This is a genomic window from Paenibacillus paeoniae, assembly GCF_003388735.1.
GTDB lineage: Bacteria > Bacillota > Bacilli > Paenibacillales > Paenibacillaceae > Pristimantibacillus > Pristimantibacillus paeoniae.
Genome location: NZ_QUBQ01000001.1, coordinates 885,698 through 905,878, shown reverse-complemented (window position 1 = coordinate 905,878; position 20,181 = coordinate 885,698). Strand labels below are relative to the sequence as shown.

Below are 20,181 nucleotides of genomic sequence, written 5' to 3'. Positions count from 1 at the left end.
GCGGGTGCGACCCGTGAATCGTGATCTCGATACGTTAAAGTATAGCCTGCTGCACTTTACCGATATAACGTTGCGTCTCCGCGGGCAGTTCATTCCACTTTGCCAGCAGCTCCTCTTGCGAAGAGATGCCCAAGCGGTCGATTCTGCCGGGTCCTGCGTTATATGCCGCAAGCGCCACCGCTTCTTCTCCTCCATACTTCCGCAGCAGCATGGCCAAATATCTCGTGCCGCCTTCAATGTTCTGCACAGGATCGAAGGAGTCCGTCACGCCAAGTCCTCTCGCCGTTCCGTCCATCAGCTGCATAAGTCCTTTGGCGCCCGCATGAGACTGGGCTAGCGGATTGAAGCTCGACTCCGTTTGGATAACGGCTTGAATCAGAGAAGGAGATACGCCGTACTTGGCCGAAGCATTCTGGATCAGCCCCGCGAAGGGCGACGACGAATCGAAGCTTCCTGCCTTATCCATCAGTGTTGATGCCGAATTTACGGGAGAGATACTAAAGGATGCCAGTTGTTCCCACAGGGTATCCGACCAGACCGGAACTTTCCCGGAATTATCAGGTTCGCCTTGTGAGCCGGCAAGCCGGGACGTCAAGATCGTATCGAATGGCGAGACGTTCTCATCGGATGAGCCCCTCGCCGATTTTTTTGAATGAGCTCCAAAGTCTAGCTTCGGCGCCAATTGCGCCTGCAATAACGCCTTCATAGAGCGCGGGTCGATACTCATGAATGATGCCCCCTAACATAGTCAGAAAAATCGCACATGAGTTTTATATCGGTATTCATTGTACATCTTTTTAGCCCTTGCGGCTAGTCCTCCCTAATTCACTTATCATAAGAAGCATTCTGCCCCGCAATTTGCGGAACAGAATGCTTCTGTTATTCTTTGCGCAGGACCGTCATTTCCTCCAGAAGCACCGATTCCGATGGTTGCTCAGAGGTCTGCCACTTGTTGTTAATCCAAGTCATCGCGAAGGACAATCCGCCAAGCACTAGCAGAACGAGTACTTTGAACAAGGCGTCCTTGCCGCTCAAATCCATGAAAATCGCTTTAATCGCCACAATGACGAGCACTGCCGTACCGAACCATCTGAATGTCCGTTCCTTATAATAGGCTCCCCACAGCATGAGAAGCAGAGCATATACAGCCCAGACAACGGACAAAGTCAGATCCATATAGAATCGTGGCGCATCCACTAAATATTCGGTAAAGACGTTCTGGATTTGTCTAGCCATCAGACCGCCTACGATCAGATGCGAAGCAAGCGCAAATATGCGGGATAGGACGCGGTTGGTCGTAGCCGCGAAAGCGTCGAAATTCAGCTTCCGGGCATAGAAGAAGCCAAGCGTCGCCAGCAGCATCCAGGCGATTGCGCCCCAGTTCAGAAACGGAATGTAGACGCCGAACCATTCGCCGCGCGGAGTCCACCATGTCACGATGTACCAGAAGACACCCACATAGAGCCAGATAATGATGCCCAGAATGGTCGGTATAATCCACCTCTTCACATAACCCAGCGCCGTCAGCATACAGGCGTAAGAAGTCCACATCAGGACATTGAACAATATGCCCTCTCCGAAGCTGTTGATCGACATGAGCAGCAGCAGTACCCCGCCTAAGCCGAAGGTGACAGAAGAAGCCGACATCTTTCCATTAAGCCTGTAGATCGTTACGCCTGCAAGAAGATAGACTAGCGCGATGAAAGCCAGCACGAAGCCGTAATCCAGGTCGCCATGCCATATGACAAGTGCCCAGATACCGAAAATAATACCGTTCGCCGCGCTCAAGTACAGATCCAGCCCGTCAAAGCTTAGTTTGTTCTTCCACGATGATGCCATAAACGCAATGGTATAGAACAAGAATGCAGCCAATGCGTAACGAATCGGCATGCTCCACAAGCCGTCCATCGAAGGCCAGAAGTGGAGAAAATAGACCGTATACATGATCCAGGTGCCCGCAAAGCTTACGATTCGCAGCTCTAGCCAGTTCTTGATTATACTAAGATAGAAAAACGCCGCATTCAGCACGAACAAGTAAAGGAACAGCGTGAACACTTGATCCGTCTCCGGCCGCATCAGCAGAGGCGCAAGCAAAGCTCCGATAATCGCTACGTTCATCAGCATGCGGGAATCAAATCGGTACGCATATACCGTAATGCCGATCGTTACAGCCGACATGCCCAGCAAGACAAGCATTGGCTCCCATAAATCATAATAAATGCCTGCAAACGAGAACGTCGCATACAATACGCAAACACCGATCCCCAGCAAAATTTCTCCCGTAATGACGAGTTTCGGACGCTGGGCCAGCTTGCCCCCTGCTACACCGAGTCCCGCTCCGGCAAGCAAGCCGAATCCAATCTTCATCGCATCCGATATCCAGCCGCGATCCACCGAATATTGAAACAGTGTTACAAAAGCGGCAACGATAAAGATAGCGCCAAGCAGCGAAGTCCAATGTTTCTTCAACAAATTAATCATGTCGTCTTCCTCCCGTTTATCCAATACACACATTGTGATACTCCGTATAAAATCAGGCATAACAAGACCGCGACAGCTTCCAGCTGGAGCAAATACCACGGCCATGGAGCAAGCAGGTCAAGCATGGAAGCTGTTGCGGGCTTGCGAGCCAAAAACATGAAGTTCGTCGTTCCGGTGGCCAGATTGACAATAGCGGCAGGAATCGCCAGCGCATGCAGCCATATCCACGCTCCAAAAGCGGATCGCAGCGTTGGCCTGTATTTCTCTACCGTCATGAGATATACCGCTGAGGAGATAATGCCGATATGTGCGATAAAGAAATGAAAATATCTGAAATGCGGAAATGCTACATCCAGGTTGGGCGTAGCCAGCGCTTGCAGCGCACCCAACGTCCCGAGGAAATAGATGATACTGTACAGCCCCCGAATCTGGAAAGCGAGCCCGGCCGCCGACAGCAGGAGCGTCAGACTGCAAAGCTGGAATGGAAGCGATCCTGCCCCCCAGCTCCCCTCCAAAACATAAGAGGTTTGCAGCGCAATCTCGCATGCAACCAACAGTCCCGCCAATCCGAAGCGGAAGATTCGGCCTCCTCGCTCTCCCCGCAGCCGCTTGCGGCTTAAAGCGATTGCTGCAAATACCAAGATGGCAAACACTACTGCCGCCATATGCTGGACTGAAAACATCTCGAACAATATCAGCCACCCCGTTCACAAGTTTTCCAAACTTTAGTACCTGGCCTCAATCACATCTTACAATATTTTCATAAAAAAAGTAGTACCAATTTCACATGGTACTACTTTCGGTGATCCTTTTGATCCAGGAGCCCCATATTCTTCACTTTGGCAGCTGCTTCCTTCGAGCCGTCCACTCCAAGCTTCTTTAGAATATGATTTACATGGTTTTTGACCGTTCGTAATGTAATGAACAATTTATCCGCAATTTGGGGCTGTGAGTAGCCCTCCTGAATTAATCCAAGCAATTGCAGCTCGGAAGGTGTAATGAGGTCGCTTACCTTCTTCACCTCGAACTCTCGCTCCAGCGCCTTCAGCCTCTTGAATTCCTCGCGCAGCTGCTCCGCTGCCTCCGGACTGATCGGCGACTGCTTGCGGTACGCTTGACGAATAGCGTCAGGCAAGCGTTCGAAGCTGCTCTTGATCTGATAGTCGATCGCACCTGCATGGAAGGATTGCAGAATAAGTTCCTTCTCCTCCATCGAGGTCAGCATAATAATGCGTGCTCCTGTGGACAGGGAGACCTCCTCCGCCAGCAGGATGCCCTCGGGGCGACCATCGAGCATGATATCCATTAATATAACGTCCGCTGCTTCCTCTGCGTCATGCAACGCCATACGCAGCTCGCTTCCGCTGGATGCTGTCCAGATCAGCTTAAAGTCTGCCTCTCCCGCCAAATAGTCGGCAAGCCCTCTTCGCCAGTCTGGATCATCTTCTACGATTCCGATACGAATCGCCTTATTCATTGTATTCGCTCCTCTGTCCGTGCAGGATGATATTCAGCCTGCAGCGCTTTTTTGGGGAAGGAGAAATAGAAGGAGGTTCCTTCGCCTTTTTTGCTGCGCATTTGAAGCGTACCCTTATGCTTCCTCATTACATGCAGCGTGTAGGGCAAGCCAAGCCCAAAGTTATGTCCCGTTCGCTTCGTTGTATAGAAGGGATCGAACGCGCTCATTCGCAGCTTGCGATCCATACCGGGCCCAGTATCCGTCAACTCCAGAATGAGCTCACGCTTGGTCTCCGTCAGCGTGACCGTGAGCACGCCCTGTCCGTTCATCGCTTCAATAGCATTCATAGCGATATTCGTCACCGCCTCGGCTGTCTGGGCTCGGTCGATGGTACATATCCAGCCTCTCGCCATCGAGACATGAAGCTGTATCGCTCCAAGCGACGGCTCCAGTGCGCGCAGCGCATCTTCCACCACTTCGGCCAGATCCCCCCGCTCGGGACGAAGCTGCAAATCCTCCGTTCTCCGATGGACTCGGCCCACCATCTCCTCCATATGGCGGGAAGCCGACAGCACCGCCTCCACATCTGCCAGAAGCTCCTCTTGTGAAGTCTGGATTGCGTATCGCTTCATTTTCTCGCCGAACAGCCGCAGCTTGCCGGCATCGTTCTTGATCGCATGATTAAGCATCGCCGTGCCAGAGGTTACAGCGCGAAGCGTGGAATCATACCTTTTGCGATCAATGAGAATGCGAATCCCCATAAATCCGTATGTAAATAATCCGAGCACGAACACGATAGTGCCCAGCCCCACAATCCACGTATTATAAACCCACATCCGCAGCATGCCGACGCTCGGCATAATGTAATTCAACACCATGGCGAACAGCACCGGGGGCAAGACCGCAAAGCATACGAGCCAGTGCGTCCGCGCAATCGCCGTAGGCGGAACCCGCTTGCTCAGTACCAAGCAAGCTCCTGCAGCGATATAAGGTACCGCCCACCAGACGACAATGTTAAATGTAATGGGATGATACGTGTTGTATCCCGGCGTGAACAGCGTACACAACACAATCGGAATAAGCAGCAGCCAAGGAAGCGTCCGCGCATAGACGCGTTTCAGTGCAAGACCGCGATAAGATATGGCGAACAACAGGAAATAATAGGGCACAAAGTAGTAGGAGAATACAGAGGAGAACGCTTGCAATCGATACAAGAGCCGTTGAATGCCCTGCCCTGCGCCTTGCTCAATCGCATAAGGTACCCAACTTAAATCCAGCAGCGCCGCAAGCGCTCCGGCGCCCCCGCTGAATGCGAGTGCGCCAAGCCGCCTGTTCACGGCGGAACCCGGATCAGATAGCCATACGATGCTGGCTACGGTCCATAACGCAAAGAAGACAAATAACATGCCCCGGCTCCTTCAATAAGAATCATAATTCCTTCACTTCTATTGTAATGGGCGACCATTCCGCAATGACAGTCTGACCGTGTGCGGATACACTGCCCTCCGGCGTCAAGTCTTTCTCTGTCATAATGCCGAGCGCCACAGTAAACTCATTAAATTTCACAGGTGCATGTCGCTCACGGCGCACCTCTGTTCCATTCACGTAGAACACAACCTCGTCATTCGGCCGATTATACGTAATCTTATACGTATTGAACTCTCGCGGCTGGAATCCTTCTTTTTCTTCCTTAAATACGCAAAAATATTTAGTCCCCTCGCTCTCTGGCACTTGCACGCCCGGGAAAGGCAGTACGGCATATACGCTGGCATACTGGTCGTTGCCGACGAAGAAGTCCAGCGCGCCTCCCGTCGTAAAGTCAAGCAAGTTCAGGGACACATATCCGTCGTAGAGATCGCCTGGTGCCGTGCCTGCCGTTCTGGCACGAATCTGAAGCTCGAAGCTGATCTCGCCGGACTCCGGCACCTTTACAGATTCGTTGGAATAATACATATGCTTGGCGTTGTCCAAAATTTGCACCTTGTCGTTGGCGCGGCTAATAGCGGCACGGACATACAAGATGCCGTTGCGGACAATAACGACTGCCTCCGGCTCCCGATACTTCCAGAACGTCCCATCGGGCAACTGGAACCCGCCGATCTTCCAGGTTGCTCCTTCATCCAATATCGTATAGAAATCCCCTAATGTCCATGTATCGCTCATCGATAACCCTTCTTTCTAAGTTGGTGGTCGGAATGGATTAATGCAGAGATCCTTGGACGATCAACGCCACGATTAAGATAGCGCCGCAGCGAACCGTCGCCTTCAAGGAAGCGCCCATCAGCGGCAAGTACGCCACAGACGGATTATGAGAACCTAATCGGCCGTAGACCAAGTAGATCGGAATAACCGTCAAGAGGGCAAGCAAGGCATAGATGGGAAGTGCGCCCGCAGCAACACACAGAATAAGCGCCGCATAAGCCAAAATCATTAGCATGCGAGAGAACCGGAGCGCCCGCTGCTCGCCCCATACCACAACAAGCGTCTTCTTGCCTGCCTGACGATCCGCTTCCCAATGCAGAAAGTGGTGATTGAACAAAATAAGTGTTGTCAGAAGACCAATCGGCAGTGACAGCAGGAGGGCCCGGTAGTCGAGTTCCGAAGCTTGTACATAATAAGATCCTGCAACAGGCAGCACGCCGAAGGATAGTAAAATCGCTATTTCACTATAGCCTCTCCCCCGATAGCCAAAGCGAATCGGAGGCGCCACATAGAAATAAGCGATAAAGGCGCCAGCCAAACCATATATCAGCACCGGCCAGCCGCTTACAAGGCTAAGCGCCACGCCTGACACTGCCGCAATAGCGAACAATAGCCAGGTTACTCCCTTGAATTTGCCGATGCTCCAGGTTCCGTTCGTCAGAAATCCGGAGTTGGTCGATATCGCGCCTTCCGTTCCTTTGGCAGCCATATCCGTTCCGTTCTTGAAATCCCACAAATCATTGACCATGTTAGAGAACAGATGGGCAGCCCCCGCTCCAACCAATGTCAACATGAACAGCCAGGGATGGAATTCTCCCTTCCATACATAAGCGCCCAGTGCACCAAGCGCTACAGGAATAAGCATCACGGGGATAACTCTGAAGCGGGAGGCTTTTAGAAATGACTTCAGCATCGTTGTACGACCTCTCTTCTAATTTGTAATACCTAGCTGCATCTAATAAGGCTTGCTCATATAGAGCGCCGCATGACAATAACGTCTGGCCAGCGCCTGCAGGCGTGCAGCCTGAATGGAGATGACGGCGACAAACAACATATGATGCAGCGCTGCCTTCTGCTCGGCAGACAATACCGTCATCGTTTCTGCCGACTTGGCCGCTTCCTTCCAGACCGTCTGCTCAAGCTGCGCTCCGTTCATCGTATCCCACAGCTTGCGCTGGTCTAATAGATGGAACAAATCCGTATAACGGTCAAATAGTACAAGCGGCGTAATGCCCGCCGGCCCTGGTTTTCCGGACTCATCGCATTCTCGGAACAACATGGCGAACAGCCTCCTGATGGTCTCGAAGTCCAGATTGGCCTTCAAATCATCGATCATCAGCAGAAGCGCAGTTTGATCCAGCGAATATTTTTTGCCTGCATGTGGACAGTGGAAATATAGTTTGAAATCTCTTTTCACCCAATTTTGCATGGAAGTGACCGATAGTGTAGAAAAATCCAACAGATGGCCGAGATCAGCAATCTCATGCAAGGAGAAGCCCCGCCTCTCACTGCATCTCATCAGCTTTTCGGCAATAGGCGGAAGCGGGCTTCCGGTAAGGTTGCCATGTTCAGTGCCGGATTCATTCCTCATCCATGCATGTCGCAATATATCGGAAGGCTTCTTCCCGCCGCGCTCTTCAAGCGATCGCAGCACATGCGCCAGATCCTGGCGAGTCAGCCAATATGGCTCCATCCGCCCGCCTCCTTTCCTGCTTCAAGTTCATATGAACTCATCTTAAGGCTGCGAATTGTCGTTGTAAAGACTCGAAAAACGATGAGAACAATGATTCCACTTCTTCTAAATGAACGTAATGACAGCTAGACGCCTCATAGCGTTCCTTTTGGCAGTTGTCATAACCTGTAATCTTTCGCTATAGTAAAGCATAAGTAAATAAAAAACTATAAATATAAAGGATAGTGAGAATCGAAAATGGGTAGTGGTATAGAACTTAATTTAATCTTGATTGCTCTTCTTATCTTTTTGACTGCTTTTTTCGTCGCGACGGAGTTTGCCATCGTCAAGCTGCGCCCAAGCCGGATCGAACAGTTAGTGCTGGAGGGCCGGAAGAACGCACACGCCGTTCAGAAGGTTACAAGCAATCTGGATGCCTACTTGTCGGCATGCCAACTTGGTATTACGATTACCGCTCTCGGACTTGGATTTCTGGGAGAGCCTACAGTAGAGAAAATACTTTTACCCGTATTTCATGGAATGGAAATGAATGAAACATTAAGCCATGCCTTGTCCATCGGCATCGCGTTTATCTTCATTACCTTTATCCATGTTGTCGTCGGCGAGCTTGCTCCGAAATCCTGGGCGATCCAAAAAGCGGAGTTCATCTCGTTTTTGACGGCAAAACCGATTATTTTCTTTCACAGATTAATGTACCCATTCATCTGGCTGCTCAATGGCTCCGCTAATGGGCTCGTACGGATGTTCGGGCTGAAGCCGATGAAGGAGCATGAGGATGCCCATTCTGAAGAAGAAATTCAATTGATTCTGAATGAGAGCTACCAAAGCGGCAAAATCAACAACACGGAGTATGGTTATGTAAGCCGGATCTTCGCGTTCGACGAATTGCTGGCCAAGGAAATCATGGTTCCCCGGACAGATATGATCTGCCTTTATACAAACTATTCGCTTATGGAGAACTTGGACATTATCCGTAAGGAACAATATACGCGCTTTCCGGTCGCGCTGGAGAGCAAAGATAATATCGTCGGCATGATCAACACCAAGCAATTGTTTCTGGAGTACGATGCCAACAAAGCATTTGATCTGAAAAAGCTGATCCATCCTGTACTTAGCGTATCCGAAGTTACGCCGGTCAAGATGCTTCTGAAGCGAATGCAGCAGGAACGCGTTCATATCGCCATTCTCGTCGATGAATATGGCGGCACTTCCGGCCTAATAACGATTGAAGATATATTAGAAGAAATCGTGGGCGAAATTCGGGACGAATTCGACGCCGACGAGCGCAAGGAAATCGAGCAGCTTGCCGACAATTGCTACTTGCTGGACGGCAAGGTGCTGCTGGATGAACTGGCACACCTTACGGGCATAAGCTTCGAGGAAGAAGACGTGGATACGGTCGGCGGCTGGCTGTACAGCAAGCTGGTTGATCCGAAGCCAGGCAGAGAACATTATGTCGGTCATCTGAAATTCATTATCCGGGAAACGAGCAAAAACCGTATTCGCAAGATCGAATTACAGATTGAACAGCCAGAACTAGAAGGCGAAACGGCCTAATTATATGATATATACACAAGACGCGCCAACCTTTAGAGGATGGCGCGTCTTGTTGTTTTCATGACATTAATCAAGCGCATGATCAACAGCTTGGATAGCATGGATGACGGTAGTATCGAATAACGGCACTTCTGAATCGTCTTCTCCAATTAACAGCCCAATTTCGGTACATCCCAGGATAATCGCTTCCGCTCCCTGATCGATCAAACTCTTGATCACCCCTTGGTAGGCCTCTCTGGAAGCTGGCCGGATATCTCCAAGGCATAACTCTTTGAATATAATATGGTTGACGATGTCTCGTTCAGCTTCGTTCGGAATGATCACACTGAGACCACTCGACTCCAGACGCGATTTATAGAAGGTTTGCTCCATCGTATATTTCGTTCCTAATAGTCCGACTGTTCGAATGTTTGTTTTCGAGATTTGCTTGTACGTGGCATCTGCAATATGCAGGATCGGAATACGGACTCTCGCTTCCATCGCTTCAATCACTTTGTGCATCGTATTGGTGCAAATCACGATAAAATCGGCTCCCGCCTGTTCCAGGGAATAGGCAACCTCCCCCAAATACTGGCCGGCTTTATCCCAATTGCCTTCCGCTTGATATCGCTGAATTTCCGCGAAGTCAACGCTGTACAGCACGCATTTTGCGGAATGCAGCCCTCCTAGCCGAGACTTCACTTCCTCGTTGATAATCCGGTAATACGCAGCGGTAGACTCCCAGCTCATTCCGCCAATAAGACCTATTGTTTTCACCCGAACTCCACCCCATTCATTCAACGCTCATTGAAAGGGATATTGTACTATATCGTTTGCTTAAAAAGCAAAGAATCTCTCCCCCTCGTCAACTCTGCTCTTTGACATTCTCCTTCGCCGTGCGCTCACGAACGACCAGCTTAAAGATGAACGTGCGGCTGCCCGTAGAAGAGCGGTATCGTTCCACATGGGAGGCGGATAACGGCGCTTTGTAATAGCCTGGAGCATATTTGTCCAGCATCGCCTGCATCGCTTCTGTCGCCTCCGCCAGGTCGGGAACAAGCTCCATCTCCCCGAATGCCATAACGCTCATATAGGCCGTATCCGTTTTGGCCGGGATAGGATCGGGAATCGTACCGAATGACTCGCTTACCGTCAGACAGGCCTCCTTGTTCCGCGCCATCAGCTCCATCTTGCGTCCTTCCTCCGCACCGTGAAAATAAAAAGCCCCGCGCTCTTGCACCCATACGAAGTTCAAAGGCACGACATAAGGAGTTAAACCATCCGTTAATCCCAAAAAACCGGTCTGCGCCTCTTGCAGAAAACGATCGATCTTCTCATTATCCTGGCATTCTCTTTTGCTAAGCCGTACCGTAAACATCACATTCCCTCTCCTTTTCGCCCTATAGCTTCATGTGTTAAAGTCACTGTATAGGGAAATTGTCACTTTCGAAAGTGACAGATTTACAGAAAAGAAAGGGGACAGATAGTCCATGCTATCGATTACACCTCTGTTATATAGAAATAAGAGCACACCGCTCTATATCCAGCTATACAGCTATATCCGAAGCGGCATTGAAGAGGGCTCTCTACCCTCCGGCGAAGCCATGCCCTCGATTCGTCAACTGGCTCATCACCTTGGCATTAGCAAAAATACAGTGGAATCCGCTTACGGGCAGCTTGTCGCGGAAGGCTATCTGGAAAACCGGGAACGAGCGGGATATCTTATTCTTCCTCTGGAACAACTACACTTAAGCGTTACTAAGGCAGCTGCAAGTGACGTGAAATCACCTAGCCTTGATGGGCCCTCCGCACCGATTCGCTATGATTTTTATTATGGAGCCATTGCTTTTGACCACTTTCCCCATGCCGTGTGGAAATCATGCGTCACGGAAGCGATGGCAGCCGACCACACTCAGGTGCTGGGCTACGGCAACCGTATGGGGCATGAAGGCTTGCGAGAGGAAATTGCGAAATACGTCTATCAATCTAGAGGTGTCATTTGCGAGGCCAATCAGATCATTATCAGCGCCGGCATTCAGCATCTCATGAGCGTGCTAGTTCAGTTGCTACGTCTTAGCACGGAAACCATTGCCATGGAGGAGCCCGGCTACAACGGCGTCAAGTCCGTGCTGCGCAATTTGGGGTGTACGCTCGTACCCGTGGAAGTCGAGAGCGATGGCATTCACGTGAATCAACTATACAACGTACCAGATGCCAAGCTTGTCTATGTGACGCCTTCCCATCAGTTTCCCCTCGGCATGGTGATGCCGATTGGGAAGCGCTATCGTTTGCTTCAATGGGCTGCAGAGCATGGCAGCTATATTATCGAGGATGACTATGACAGCGAATTCCGTTACAGCAGTGCACCTATCCCGGCGTTAAAAGCATTAGACAGCAACGATCGCGTCATTTATATGGGTACTTTCTCCAAATCGTTTTTACCCTCTGCCAGACTTAGCTATGCGATTTTGCCGCACAGTCTGCTGAAGAGCTGTAGAGAGAAGCTGGAGCACATCAGTCCGTCTGTCTCCCCGCTCATTCAGGAGGCCGTTTGGCTATTTATGAAAAAAGGCCATTTTGCTCGTCATCTGCGTCGAATGAGGCGCGTATACCAGGCTCGGCACAAAGCGCTAAGCGAATCAATCAGAGAAGTATTCGGTGATAAGTGCGGCATAATCGGCGATGGCTCAGGCATGCATTTGCTGCTCGACGTCAAAGGCCGCCATGCGTCGGAGCTTATTCCGTTAGCCGAAAAATTCGGTTGCAAGGTATACCCTCCGGACAAGCATTGGAATAATCCCGCAGATTGCCCGCCATCGTACATCATGCTGGGCTTCGGCGGACTGGACGAATACCAGCTTCAAGGGGGAATTCAGCAGCTTGGACAAGCTTGGATAATTCGTTGATTTTTTTGAAAATTTAAACTTTAAAAAAGGTATTGCATAAGCCGATCTGTCTGTGTAATAATACATCTTGTGTTCGAGAAAATTACATGCCGCTGTAGCTCAACTGGTAGAGCAACTGACTTGTAATCAGTAGGTTGGGGGTTCAAGTCCTCTCGGCGGCACCATCTTTTTCTCGGGACGTAGCTCAGCTTGGTAGAGCACCTGGTTTGGGACCAGGGGGTCGCATGTTCAAATCGTGTCGTCCCGACCATCTATGCAATCATTGTAATACATATGACAAACGTCTTTGCAGCCTAGCTGTGAGGGCGTTTTTTTCTTCATAGCGAATTGCATGTAAAAACGGCGGTATGAGCCACATCGTAGCTGATACCGCCGTTTATTAGGCGAGGTCACCCTTCGCATATCATTTATTCGTCCGCTTCGTCCCACTTTCTGGAGTACGCTTTTTTCGTCACCCAGAGCGTGACCCAGGTAATAAGCACGATTATGATTGCTGAAAATATCCATACCGATGCCGGAACATTGTCCATTGCAGTACCTCCTCTCTTATCCCCCTTATTGTACATGAAATTTAGTGGAACATTCATCGATTAAGTTAACAAATTCGGAACAATTTTGAATTCCGCCTTGCGCTTATTTTTTCAGCATCCCGGATAAAAGCACCTCGGAAGTAAGCCACTTGCGGAACAAAATAAGCAATGCAAGAGGAATCAAGCTAAGTATGGCTCCAGTCTGCATAACAGCCGGATTCAATTCGCCGGCATCCAGGTTGATTAACCCATAGAAACGCGCCATTGGCGAAGAATAAAGCGGATTGAAAGAATAAATAATCGAAGGTATGATCGAGTTCCAAAGCGTTATGAAATGCAGTGCCGAAAGTGCAAGCAATGGCTTCCAGATCTTAGGGATAAACAGCGTGAAAAAAGTGATGAACTCGCCCTTGCCTTCCTGTTCCGCTTGCGCTTTCAAGTGACCGTATTTGCTATTGAAAATGCTTTTAATAATAAACACGCCCACAATGTTCGTGACCCCAAGCAAGAAATGCGGGAATAGTGTATTGGTTAGGCCTAATTGGCTAAAAATACCAAATTCGTGGAATGAACCTGTCCCCAAACACATGACCGCAATTAAAAAGAGCCGATACAATAGACCGCCCGGCAATCGTCTGACTGTTAAGGGATAAGCCAGCGTCACCGTCATCAACATGTTCAACCATATGGCAGCACCGTAGATACAGATAAACAGAGCCATATGTACAGGGGATAGTTCCGGTATTTCTGCCCCAATCGGATAACTACCCTTCGCGTGAAGAAACGGATAAATGAATACATAAAACAATACACCCAGAATCAGAATGACGCTTACCGCCCCAACCAGAATACCTGAGATGCCAGAGTGCCTGCTTAATTGCTGCGCAGCTGCTTCACTTGGACGAAATAGGTCCTGTATGAATTTACCTCTCACAATGAAATACGCTGCTGCAGCCAGACCGAATTGAATCAGCAACTGAATAACCCAGGCTGCTGATGCAAGTCCAACCTGTATAAACATTAGCCCGTTTCTGAAAATATAGTAGTCTACTGTACGCCAGCTCTCCCCAATGGAGGTAGTGTTCAATAATGAGTAAACCAGCTCTAAATCGGTTGTCCCCATAACTGCCAGCTGAATTAGCGACAACGCGGCAATAGCCCGCAGAGCTGGCAATCCGCTCATTCTCCAAAATCCAAGCGCTTCTCTATTTAACTGTAACTCGGCTGAAGCATGCTTGGAGGCAATTGCAGCCAGGGCGACGATGATAGGAATTCCGCATGTTTTAATTGCTTCTGTGAGCAATAATACGAATCGGGTTGCAGTGGCATCGCTATCAACAGAAGCGACGGGTCCAAACAGCACCAGCACTCCAAATCCAACCAGAACGGATGGCAGAACATATGGCACTAGTAAACCTGTTGTTATCCAGCTTCTCCATGTTGCCGATTTGATCTTGCTAAGGGCAAGTGCTGCGCCAAAAGCGATGAATCCCGTTAAAACAAGGTAAGCGCTCTTATATAGGAAGGTATAGATCATTGCATGTTTAAACGAAGCATCCTGAAATAGAGCCTTATAATTGACAACTCCGTCCCAACTGCTGCCGCTGAATATGTTGTAATGAGAAAATGAAAGCTTCAGTCCATTTAATGCCGGAATCACTTTGAGAATTAAAATAATAAATAACGCGGGAATAACAATCAAATAATGCGGATAATATTTAATTATTTTTTGGGAAAGAGACATTCTTTCAACCTTTGTTTCTACATGTACTGTATTTGTGCTAGAAATAGGGCGGTCCATTTCATAACTCCTCTGCTTGGAATGATTATATCTACAAAATAGTACCATTACATGATGAATTTGAATACTTGTTTTAAACAAATATTTTATGCATGATGTATTATAAAGGACTGTAGTAAAACAAGCATTAGGGGGGATATTCGCATGGAATTCAGAATTGATCTGATGGATACAAAAGTAGAATGTTATGAGGCGTACGATATGAAATCGCTGGAGACCCAGCTTGAGAAAGCCATCGAGATCAACAAAGCTCTAATGCTCGATGTACATGCCGTCTCGCATCAGACCACCTTCGATCCGCGCAGAGAGAAAATGCTGTACAGCGCAATGGTTCACTTCCGGATCAAGAAATAAATGGGTGCATACAAAAAGAACGGTCTCCGGGGCATGAATGGCTCTCGGATACCGTTCTTTTTGATTATAACAAGGGAATGGTCAATGGCTCACTGCAATCTCCACAAGGCAGGAACGTTAGGCGGCTCCCAGCCAGCCAGTGAAGTGTGCGGCTGTAGGCAAACATAAGTTTTGCCGGCATAAGTGACCGTATCGCCTGATGCATAGCTCTTCTGCGTCACCCACGACGTCGATCCGCTTGTACCTTCTATCGTGGAGGCCTGTAAAGTATTGCTTGCGGCCGACAGATTGCCCGCCGCATCGCGGGCTTTCACGGTAAACGTGTACGAGGTGTTCGGCGACAAGCCGCTAATCGTAGCCGTCGTGCCCGTGACATTCACGCTGGAAGAACCGTAATAGACGGTGTAGCCCGTGACGCCGACATTATCGGTGGATGCGCCCCAGCTCAAGCTAATCGTACTGGACGTTGCACCTGTGCTAACCAGTGCGCTTGGCGCAGACGGGGCAATCGTGTCCCCGCCTGTGCCTGGACCGTCGCCACATGGCCCAATCACCTTCCATGCTCCCCATGCCCCGCTAAGGTCTGGACGATCGCCACGCGTCCACCATTTGGCTTCATAGACGGTACCGACATAAGAAGCTCGTTGACCGCCGTTATAAGCGGTGCCCGCATTCCATTCCTGGACCGTGCATACATTCGCCGGTTCGGTTGTGACCGTAAGCGGTGCGCTGGCGACAGAATAATTAAGCGCTGCATCATAAGCCTTCACCGTAAATGTATAGGCCGTCCCAGGTGTTAGCCCGCTTATGGTGGTGCTTGTCGAAGCTACATTAACCGTACTGGAACCGCCATAGCTAACGGTATAGCCGGTAACGGCTACGTTATCGGTGGAGGCATTCCAAGACAGCGATACGCTGGTTGAGGTCTTCCCTGTCGATTGAACATTGCCCGGCACCGTTGGCGGCACAACATCCACAATCGGCGCATCCGTCGTGACTGTAAGCGATGCGCTGGCAGGGGACAGATTGCCTGCCAAGTCCCTTGCTTTGACGGTAAAAGTATACGCGGTATTTGCGGACAATCCCGCAATCGTAGCGGCAGTGCCGGTCACGGTCGTCTGGTTATTGCCATAATACACGGTATAGCCCGTGACGCCCCGGTCGTCCGTTGAGGGGTTCCACGATAAGCTGACTGTATTTTGCGTTTTGCCCGTGGACACCAAATTCGCGGGAGCCGTCGGAGGCGTTACATCGGGTCCTCCCCCGCCGCCGAATTGATTCAGATATGCCCTGTGGCTTGTGGAGAACTGGAAGTTGTTATATTTATCCCAGTTGATCGACCACGTCATCAGTCCCCTCAGACCGGGATGCGCGCCATTGCGAAGCTGATACGTGCCTCCGTAGGACTGCCCTTTCATCAAGTAATTGAGCGCCTTCTGCACCTCCGCTACCGATGTAAAGCCTCCGCCCGCATTCGGATTCGCCGGCAGGCCGATGACGACCTGGTCCGGTCGGAGCGGCGGAAAGAAGAAATTGGCATTACGTCCAACAGGAAATCCCGTCAGCACCATATCCGCCATAGCGACGTGGAAGTCGGCGTTGCCCATTGCATAATATTGATTATCCAGCGCAGTGATGGATCCGGAGTTGTAATGCTGTACTTGAAGCCAATCCAGTATATCCCTTAATGCATGAATGACCGGCAAATACGCCCCTGCCCGACTGTCGCAAGAGATGCAGCTTCCTCCATAGAAGGTATATCCCACTTGTACGAAAAAGGTCTCCGGCGCCATCGTCAGCATGAAGGCATTGCCGTAGTAATCGTGAAGCTCCCTAACGGCGGAGATTAAATTCGTAATGACGGGCGTCGTCGGATTGCGGAAGTCGCTGTCTCCGCTATTGAGGTAGAGCGAGTGCCCTTCGAAATCAATATCGAGCCCGTTGAATCCGTATTTGGTAATGATCGTTTTCATCGAAGAGACAAATGCGTTGCGCGCAGCCGTTGTAGCAAGCTGCACTTGGCCGTTCGCTCCCCCGATGGAGATGATCACTTTTTTCCCTAGACTCTGCAAATATTGAATATCAGCAATAAACTCCGTATCGGTCGCATTATAAGGAGCAAAGCCGATGATGCCGCCTTGTGGGCCGTTCGACGGCTCCGCAAAGGACACATTGATGACGTCAAAATCAGGCGAAATATCGCGCAACCGAATATTGCCCGAGCCGTTATCAAAGTTGTGCCAGTAACCAACGATGATTTTTTTGTCGGCCGGGATAGCAGCGCTGACTTTAGCGGCGTTCCAAGGCAACATGGACAAAATCAACAGTATGGCAAGCGCCAGCAAGAGTGCGCGCTCAGCAACTCTGCCCTTCCGAACAGGGATCGTCATAACCGCTCCCCTCCCCTATACCAAATTCCACAGCGCAGGAACATTGGAAGGTTCCCAGCCGGGAAGCGATGTATGATTTTGGCGGCAGCTGTATGTGCGGCCTCCGTATGTGACCAGATCGCCGAGCTTGTAGCTTACATTCGCTGCCCATGCTGCCGGTCCTGACACAGCTGTAGTAGTCGCCTGCACAGCAGCGCTCGTCGATTGATTGCCAGCCGCATCGTATGCTCTTACGCTGAAGGTGTATGTCGTTCCTGCCGCAAGGCCGCTAATGACTGCTGTTGTCCCCGTGATGTTCACGCTTGTTGTTCCGTAGCTTACCGTGTAACCGGCAACACCAATATTATCAGTGGAAGCTCCCCATGATAGCGATACGCTTGAGGACGTAACCGCTGTTGCTTGCAAGTTGGATGGCGTTGTTGGCGCAACAGTATCGTTTTGCGCTGGCGTCGTCCGGGTTGCTGCATTGCTGGCTGCCGACAGGTTGCCCGCCGCATCTCTAGCCTTCACTGTAAATGTATAGGCCGTGTTCGGCGACAAACCGGTAATCGTCGCGCTGGTTCCCGTTACATTGACGCTGGACGTCCCATAATAGACCGTATAGCCCGTCACGCCGACGTTATCCGTCGAAGCTCCCCAGGACAAGCTGATGCTGGCAGGGGTCGCGCCTGTCGAGATCAGATTGGTTGGCGCTGTTGGAGCTGTCGTATCTGCTCCCCCGCCGCACGGTCCGATCAGCTTCCATACGCCCCAAATGCCGCTCAGGTCTGGACGGTCGCCTCGCGTCCACCATTTCGCTTCGTATTCGATGCCGCCATAGGATGCTCGCTGGCCACCCGTATAAGCCGTGTCGGCGCTCCAAGCTTGAGTGGAGCATACGTTAGCCGCATCAGTCGTGACCGATAGCGAGACACTTGCTGCCGATATATTGCCAGCCGCATCATATGCCTTCACCGTAAAGGCATAAGACGTACTCGGTGCAAGTCCGCTAATCGTTGCGCTGGTTGCGATTGTATTTACACTCGTCGTACCGTAGCTGACGGTATATCCCGTTACGCCTACATTGTCCGTCGAGGCGTTCCAGGACAAGCTGACACTCGTTGATGTTTTGGCTGTAGCTTGAAGATTCGTCGGCTGTGATGGAGGCGTTACATCTACGACCGGAGCATCCGTCGTAACCGTCACCGACGAGCTTGCTGCGGATTGATTGCCCGCCGCATCTCTTGCCTTGACCGTGAATGTATAGGACGTATTCGCAGACAGACCGCTAATGACAGCTGTTGTGCCGGATACGTTCGTCCCATTGGAGCCATAGGATACGATGTATCCCGTTACGCCTACATTGTCTGTTGAAGCGTTCCAGGACAAGCTGACGCTGGATGAAGTTTTGGCTGTCACTTGCAGGTTCGTAGGCTGCGACGGCGGCGTTACATCACTTCCGCCTCCGCTTCCGTATTGATTCAGATAAGCCCGGTGGCTGCTGGAGAATTGGTAGTTGAAATATTTGTCCCAGTTAATGGACCAGGTCATGAGCCCCTTCAGTTCCGAATAGCCAGCGGGGTTGCGCAGAACGTAGGAACCTCCGAATGACTGGCCTTTGATCAAATAATCGAGCGCCTTCTGCACGTTCGCCGGTGTTGTATAGCCGCCGCCCGCAGCTTGCGGTGAAGACGGCAAGCCGATGACGATCTGATCGGGACGGAGCGGCGGGAAGACGTTGTTCGCATTTCCGCCAACCGGGAAGCCTACCAGCAGCATCTCTGCCATTGCCACATGGAAGTCCGGCGTGCCCTGCGCATAAGCTTTACCATCAAGACCAAGCATTGTGCCCGAATTGTAATGCTGGACATGCAAATAATCGATATCATTGCGCAGCGCATGAATAACGGGGAGATACGCCCCCCAAGGACCGCCATATGTGCTCGCTCCCCCTTGGACATAAGCCGTCTCCGGCGCCATCGTCAGCAGAAAGTTCGGTCCATAGCTCGCAATTATTTCTTTGGAGGCTGCGATTAGATTCGTAATTTTGGGCGTGGTCGGATTTCTAAAGTCAGTATCTCCCGCACCTAGCGCTAGCGAGCTGCCCTCCAGATCGATATCAAAGCCGTCAAAGCCATACTGATTTATAATATTTTTCATCGTAGTGACAAAGGTCTGCTTCGCCTGCGCCGTGTTCAGCTCTATCGTACCGTTGGCACCGCCGATGGAGATAAGCACCTTTTGTCCACGTGCCTGCAGGAAGCCGACATCCGCCTGAAACTCACTGACCGTCGCGTTATATGGAGTAAAAACCATATTGCCTGTCTGTGCCCCGCCCGACGGCTCGGCGAACGCCACCTGCACCACATCGAAATCTGGGGATATATCCCGAAGCTTAATATTGGTAGACCCGTTATCGAAATTATGCCAATAGCCCACTATTATTTTTCCACCAGGCGCGGCCGCTTTCGCAGTCGAAGCCCCCCATTGAGATCCCGTCAAGACGACAAGAACAGCAAGCGCAACCAAACAAACCCGTTGAAACGGCGACATCGTTCGATCATAACGATACATGATTCCAAATCTCCCTTCGAATTTGAATACAAGAATGGAAGCAGAAATGTAAGCGATTACATTTGATAGGCTGACGAAAAAGCACCCCCTTTCTATAAGACGGAACTAGAGTAAGAGCCTTGCATTTCAACAAAGGAGTTTGCGGCTTACGACTGGCAGGAAAGGCTGAAAACATGAAGTAGAAGAAGATAACAACGCGGGATAATGAAGAGTATTGGGATGAATGGAGAAGATACCTTTATTTTGCAGTCTGGAAGCCCCGTTGGAAAGGAGATA

Annotated in this window: 17 protein-coding genes and 2 tRNA genes; 5 read left to right on the top strand and 14 right to left on the bottom strand. The window is 50.4% G+C overall.

Translation table 11 applies throughout. The features are described 5' to 3' along the window. Positions 1 to 34 precede the first annotated feature (34 nt). The 8 genes from DX130_RS03970 to DX130_RS03935 form a co-directional block, all read right to left on the bottom strand. Positions 35 to 727 carry a lytic transglycosylase domain-containing protein gene (locus DX130_RS03970; protein WP_116043002.1) on the bottom strand — a complete coding sequence of 231 codons (693 nt, stop codon included), beginning with the start codon at positions 725 to 727 and terminating at the stop codon, positions 35 to 37. Between the two features lie 152 nt (positions 728 to 879). Beyond that, on the bottom strand, positions 880 to 2,481 hold the full coding sequence (locus tag DX130_RS03965) for a DUF2339 domain-containing protein (protein WP_165861148.1): 1,602 nt from the start codon (positions 2,479 to 2,481) through the stop codon (positions 880 to 882). Continuing rightward, positions 2,478 to 3,164 (bottom strand): YwaF family protein, encoded by a 687-nt coding sequence (locus tag DX130_RS03960; RefSeq protein ID WP_116045722.1) that lies wholly within the window; start codon positions 3,162 to 3,164, stop codon positions 2,478 to 2,480. The genes DX130_RS03965 and DX130_RS03960 overlap by 4 nt, the downstream gene beginning before the upstream one ends. A 110-nt stretch (positions 3,165 to 3,274) precedes the next feature. After that, the gene (locus tag DX130_RS03955) at positions 3,275 to 3,958 is read right to left on the bottom strand and encodes a response regulator (protein WP_116042998.1); all 684 of its coding nucleotides are present in this window, start codon (positions 3,956 to 3,958) and stop codon (positions 3,275 to 3,277) included. Continuing rightward, on the bottom strand, positions 3,955 to 5,346 hold the full coding sequence (locus tag DX130_RS03950; protein ID WP_116042996.1) for a sensor histidine kinase: 1,392 nt from the start codon (positions 5,344 to 5,346) through the stop codon (positions 3,955 to 3,957). The genes DX130_RS03955 and DX130_RS03950 overlap by 4 nt, the downstream gene beginning before the upstream one ends. Before the next feature lie 22 nt (positions 5,347 to 5,368). Continuing rightward, a complete protein-coding gene (locus tag DX130_RS03945) occupies positions 5,369 to 6,103 on the bottom strand; it encodes a DUF6081 family protein (protein ID WP_116042995.1) in 735 nt (244 codons plus the stop codon). 37 nt (positions 6,104 to 6,140) lie between these two features. Continuing rightward, positions 6,141 to 7,055 carry a prenyltransferase gene (locus DX130_RS03940; protein WP_116042993.1) on the bottom strand — a complete coding sequence of 305 codons (915 nt, stop codon included), beginning with the start codon at positions 7,053 to 7,055 and terminating at the stop codon, positions 6,141 to 6,143. Between the two features lie 42 nt (positions 7,056 to 7,097). Continuing rightward, positions 7,098 to 7,835 (bottom strand): DUF1836 domain-containing protein, encoded by a 738-nt coding sequence (locus DX130_RS03935; protein WP_116042992.1) that lies wholly within the window; start codon positions 7,833 to 7,835, stop codon positions 7,098 to 7,100. A 237-nt stretch (positions 7,836 to 8,072) separates the two neighbouring features. On the opposite strand from DX130_RS03935, the gene DX130_RS03930 reads away from it, so the two are divergent. After that, positions 8,073 to 9,392, top strand: coding sequence for a hemolysin family protein (locus DX130_RS03930; protein WP_116042990.1), 1,320 nt, complete (start codon positions 8,073 to 8,075; stop codon positions 9,390 to 9,392). A gap of 66 nt (positions 9,393 to 9,458) precedes the next feature. Here DX130_RS03930 and DX130_RS03925 read toward each other — a convergent pair whose 3' ends face one another. Then, positions 9,459 to 10,148 carry an aspartate/glutamate racemase family protein gene (locus DX130_RS03925; protein WP_116042989.1) on the bottom strand — a complete coding sequence of 230 codons (690 nt, stop codon included), beginning with the start codon at positions 10,146 to 10,148 and terminating at the stop codon, positions 9,459 to 9,461. An 88-nt stretch (positions 10,149 to 10,236) separates the two neighbouring features. After that, entirely contained in the window at positions 10,237 to 10,749 is a 513-nt protein-coding gene (locus DX130_RS03920; RefSeq protein ID WP_116042987.1) for a pyridoxamine 5'-phosphate oxidase family protein, read from the bottom strand. A 112-nt stretch (positions 10,750 to 10,861) separates the two neighbouring features. On the opposite strand from DX130_RS03920, the gene pdxR reads away from it, so the two are divergent. The 3 genes from pdxR to DX130_RS03905 all read left to right on the top strand — a co-directional run bounded on the left by pdxR (position 10,862) and on the right by DX130_RS03905 (position 12,527). Then, the gene (gene pdxR, locus DX130_RS03915) at positions 10,862 to 12,277 is read left to right on the top strand and encodes a MocR-like pyridoxine biosynthesis transcription factor PdxR (RefSeq protein ID WP_116042985.1); all 1,416 of its coding nucleotides are present in this window, start codon (positions 10,862 to 10,864) and stop codon (positions 12,275 to 12,277) included. A gap of 88 nt (positions 12,278 to 12,365) precedes the next feature. Next, positions 12,366 to 12,441 (top strand) — tRNA-Thr (locus tag DX130_RS03910). Between the two features lie 9 nt (positions 12,442 to 12,450). Next, positions 12,451 to 12,527: transfer RNA gene (locus tag DX130_RS03905), tRNA-Pro, on the top strand. A gap of 157 nt (positions 12,528 to 12,684) precedes the next feature. On the opposite strand, the gene DX130_RS27190 is transcribed toward DX130_RS03905, so the two are convergent. Next, positions 12,685 to 12,807 (bottom strand): hypothetical protein, encoded by a 123-nt coding sequence (locus DX130_RS27190; protein ID WP_276310880.1) that lies wholly within the window; start codon positions 12,805 to 12,807, stop codon positions 12,685 to 12,687. A 103-nt stretch (positions 12,808 to 12,910) separates the two neighbouring features. Further along, entirely contained in the window at positions 12,911 to 14,551 is a 1,641-nt protein-coding gene (locus tag DX130_RS03900) for a hypothetical protein (RefSeq protein WP_133297884.1), read from the bottom strand. A gap of 201 nt (positions 14,552 to 14,752) precedes the next feature. On the opposite strand from DX130_RS03900, the gene DX130_RS03895 reads away from it, so the two are divergent. Next, positions 14,753 to 14,962, top strand: coding sequence for a DUF2536 family protein (locus DX130_RS03895; protein ID WP_116042982.1), 210 nt, complete (start codon positions 14,753 to 14,755; stop codon positions 14,960 to 14,962). 89 nt (positions 14,963 to 15,051) lie between these two features. Here the strand turns inward: DX130_RS03895 and DX130_RS03885 are convergent, their stop codons facing one another. Beyond that, on the bottom strand, positions 15,052 to 17,352 hold the full coding sequence (locus DX130_RS03885) for a fibronectin type III domain-containing protein (RefSeq protein ID WP_240644311.1): 2,301 nt from the start codon (positions 17,350 to 17,352) through the stop codon (positions 15,052 to 15,054). Positions 17,353 to 17,367: 15 nt separating this feature from the next. Next, a complete protein-coding gene (locus DX130_RS03880) occupies positions 17,368 to 19,905 on the bottom strand; it encodes a fibronectin type III domain-containing protein (RefSeq protein ID WP_165861147.1) in 2,538 nt (845 codons plus the stop codon). Positions 19,906 to 20,181 lie beyond the last annotated feature (276 nt).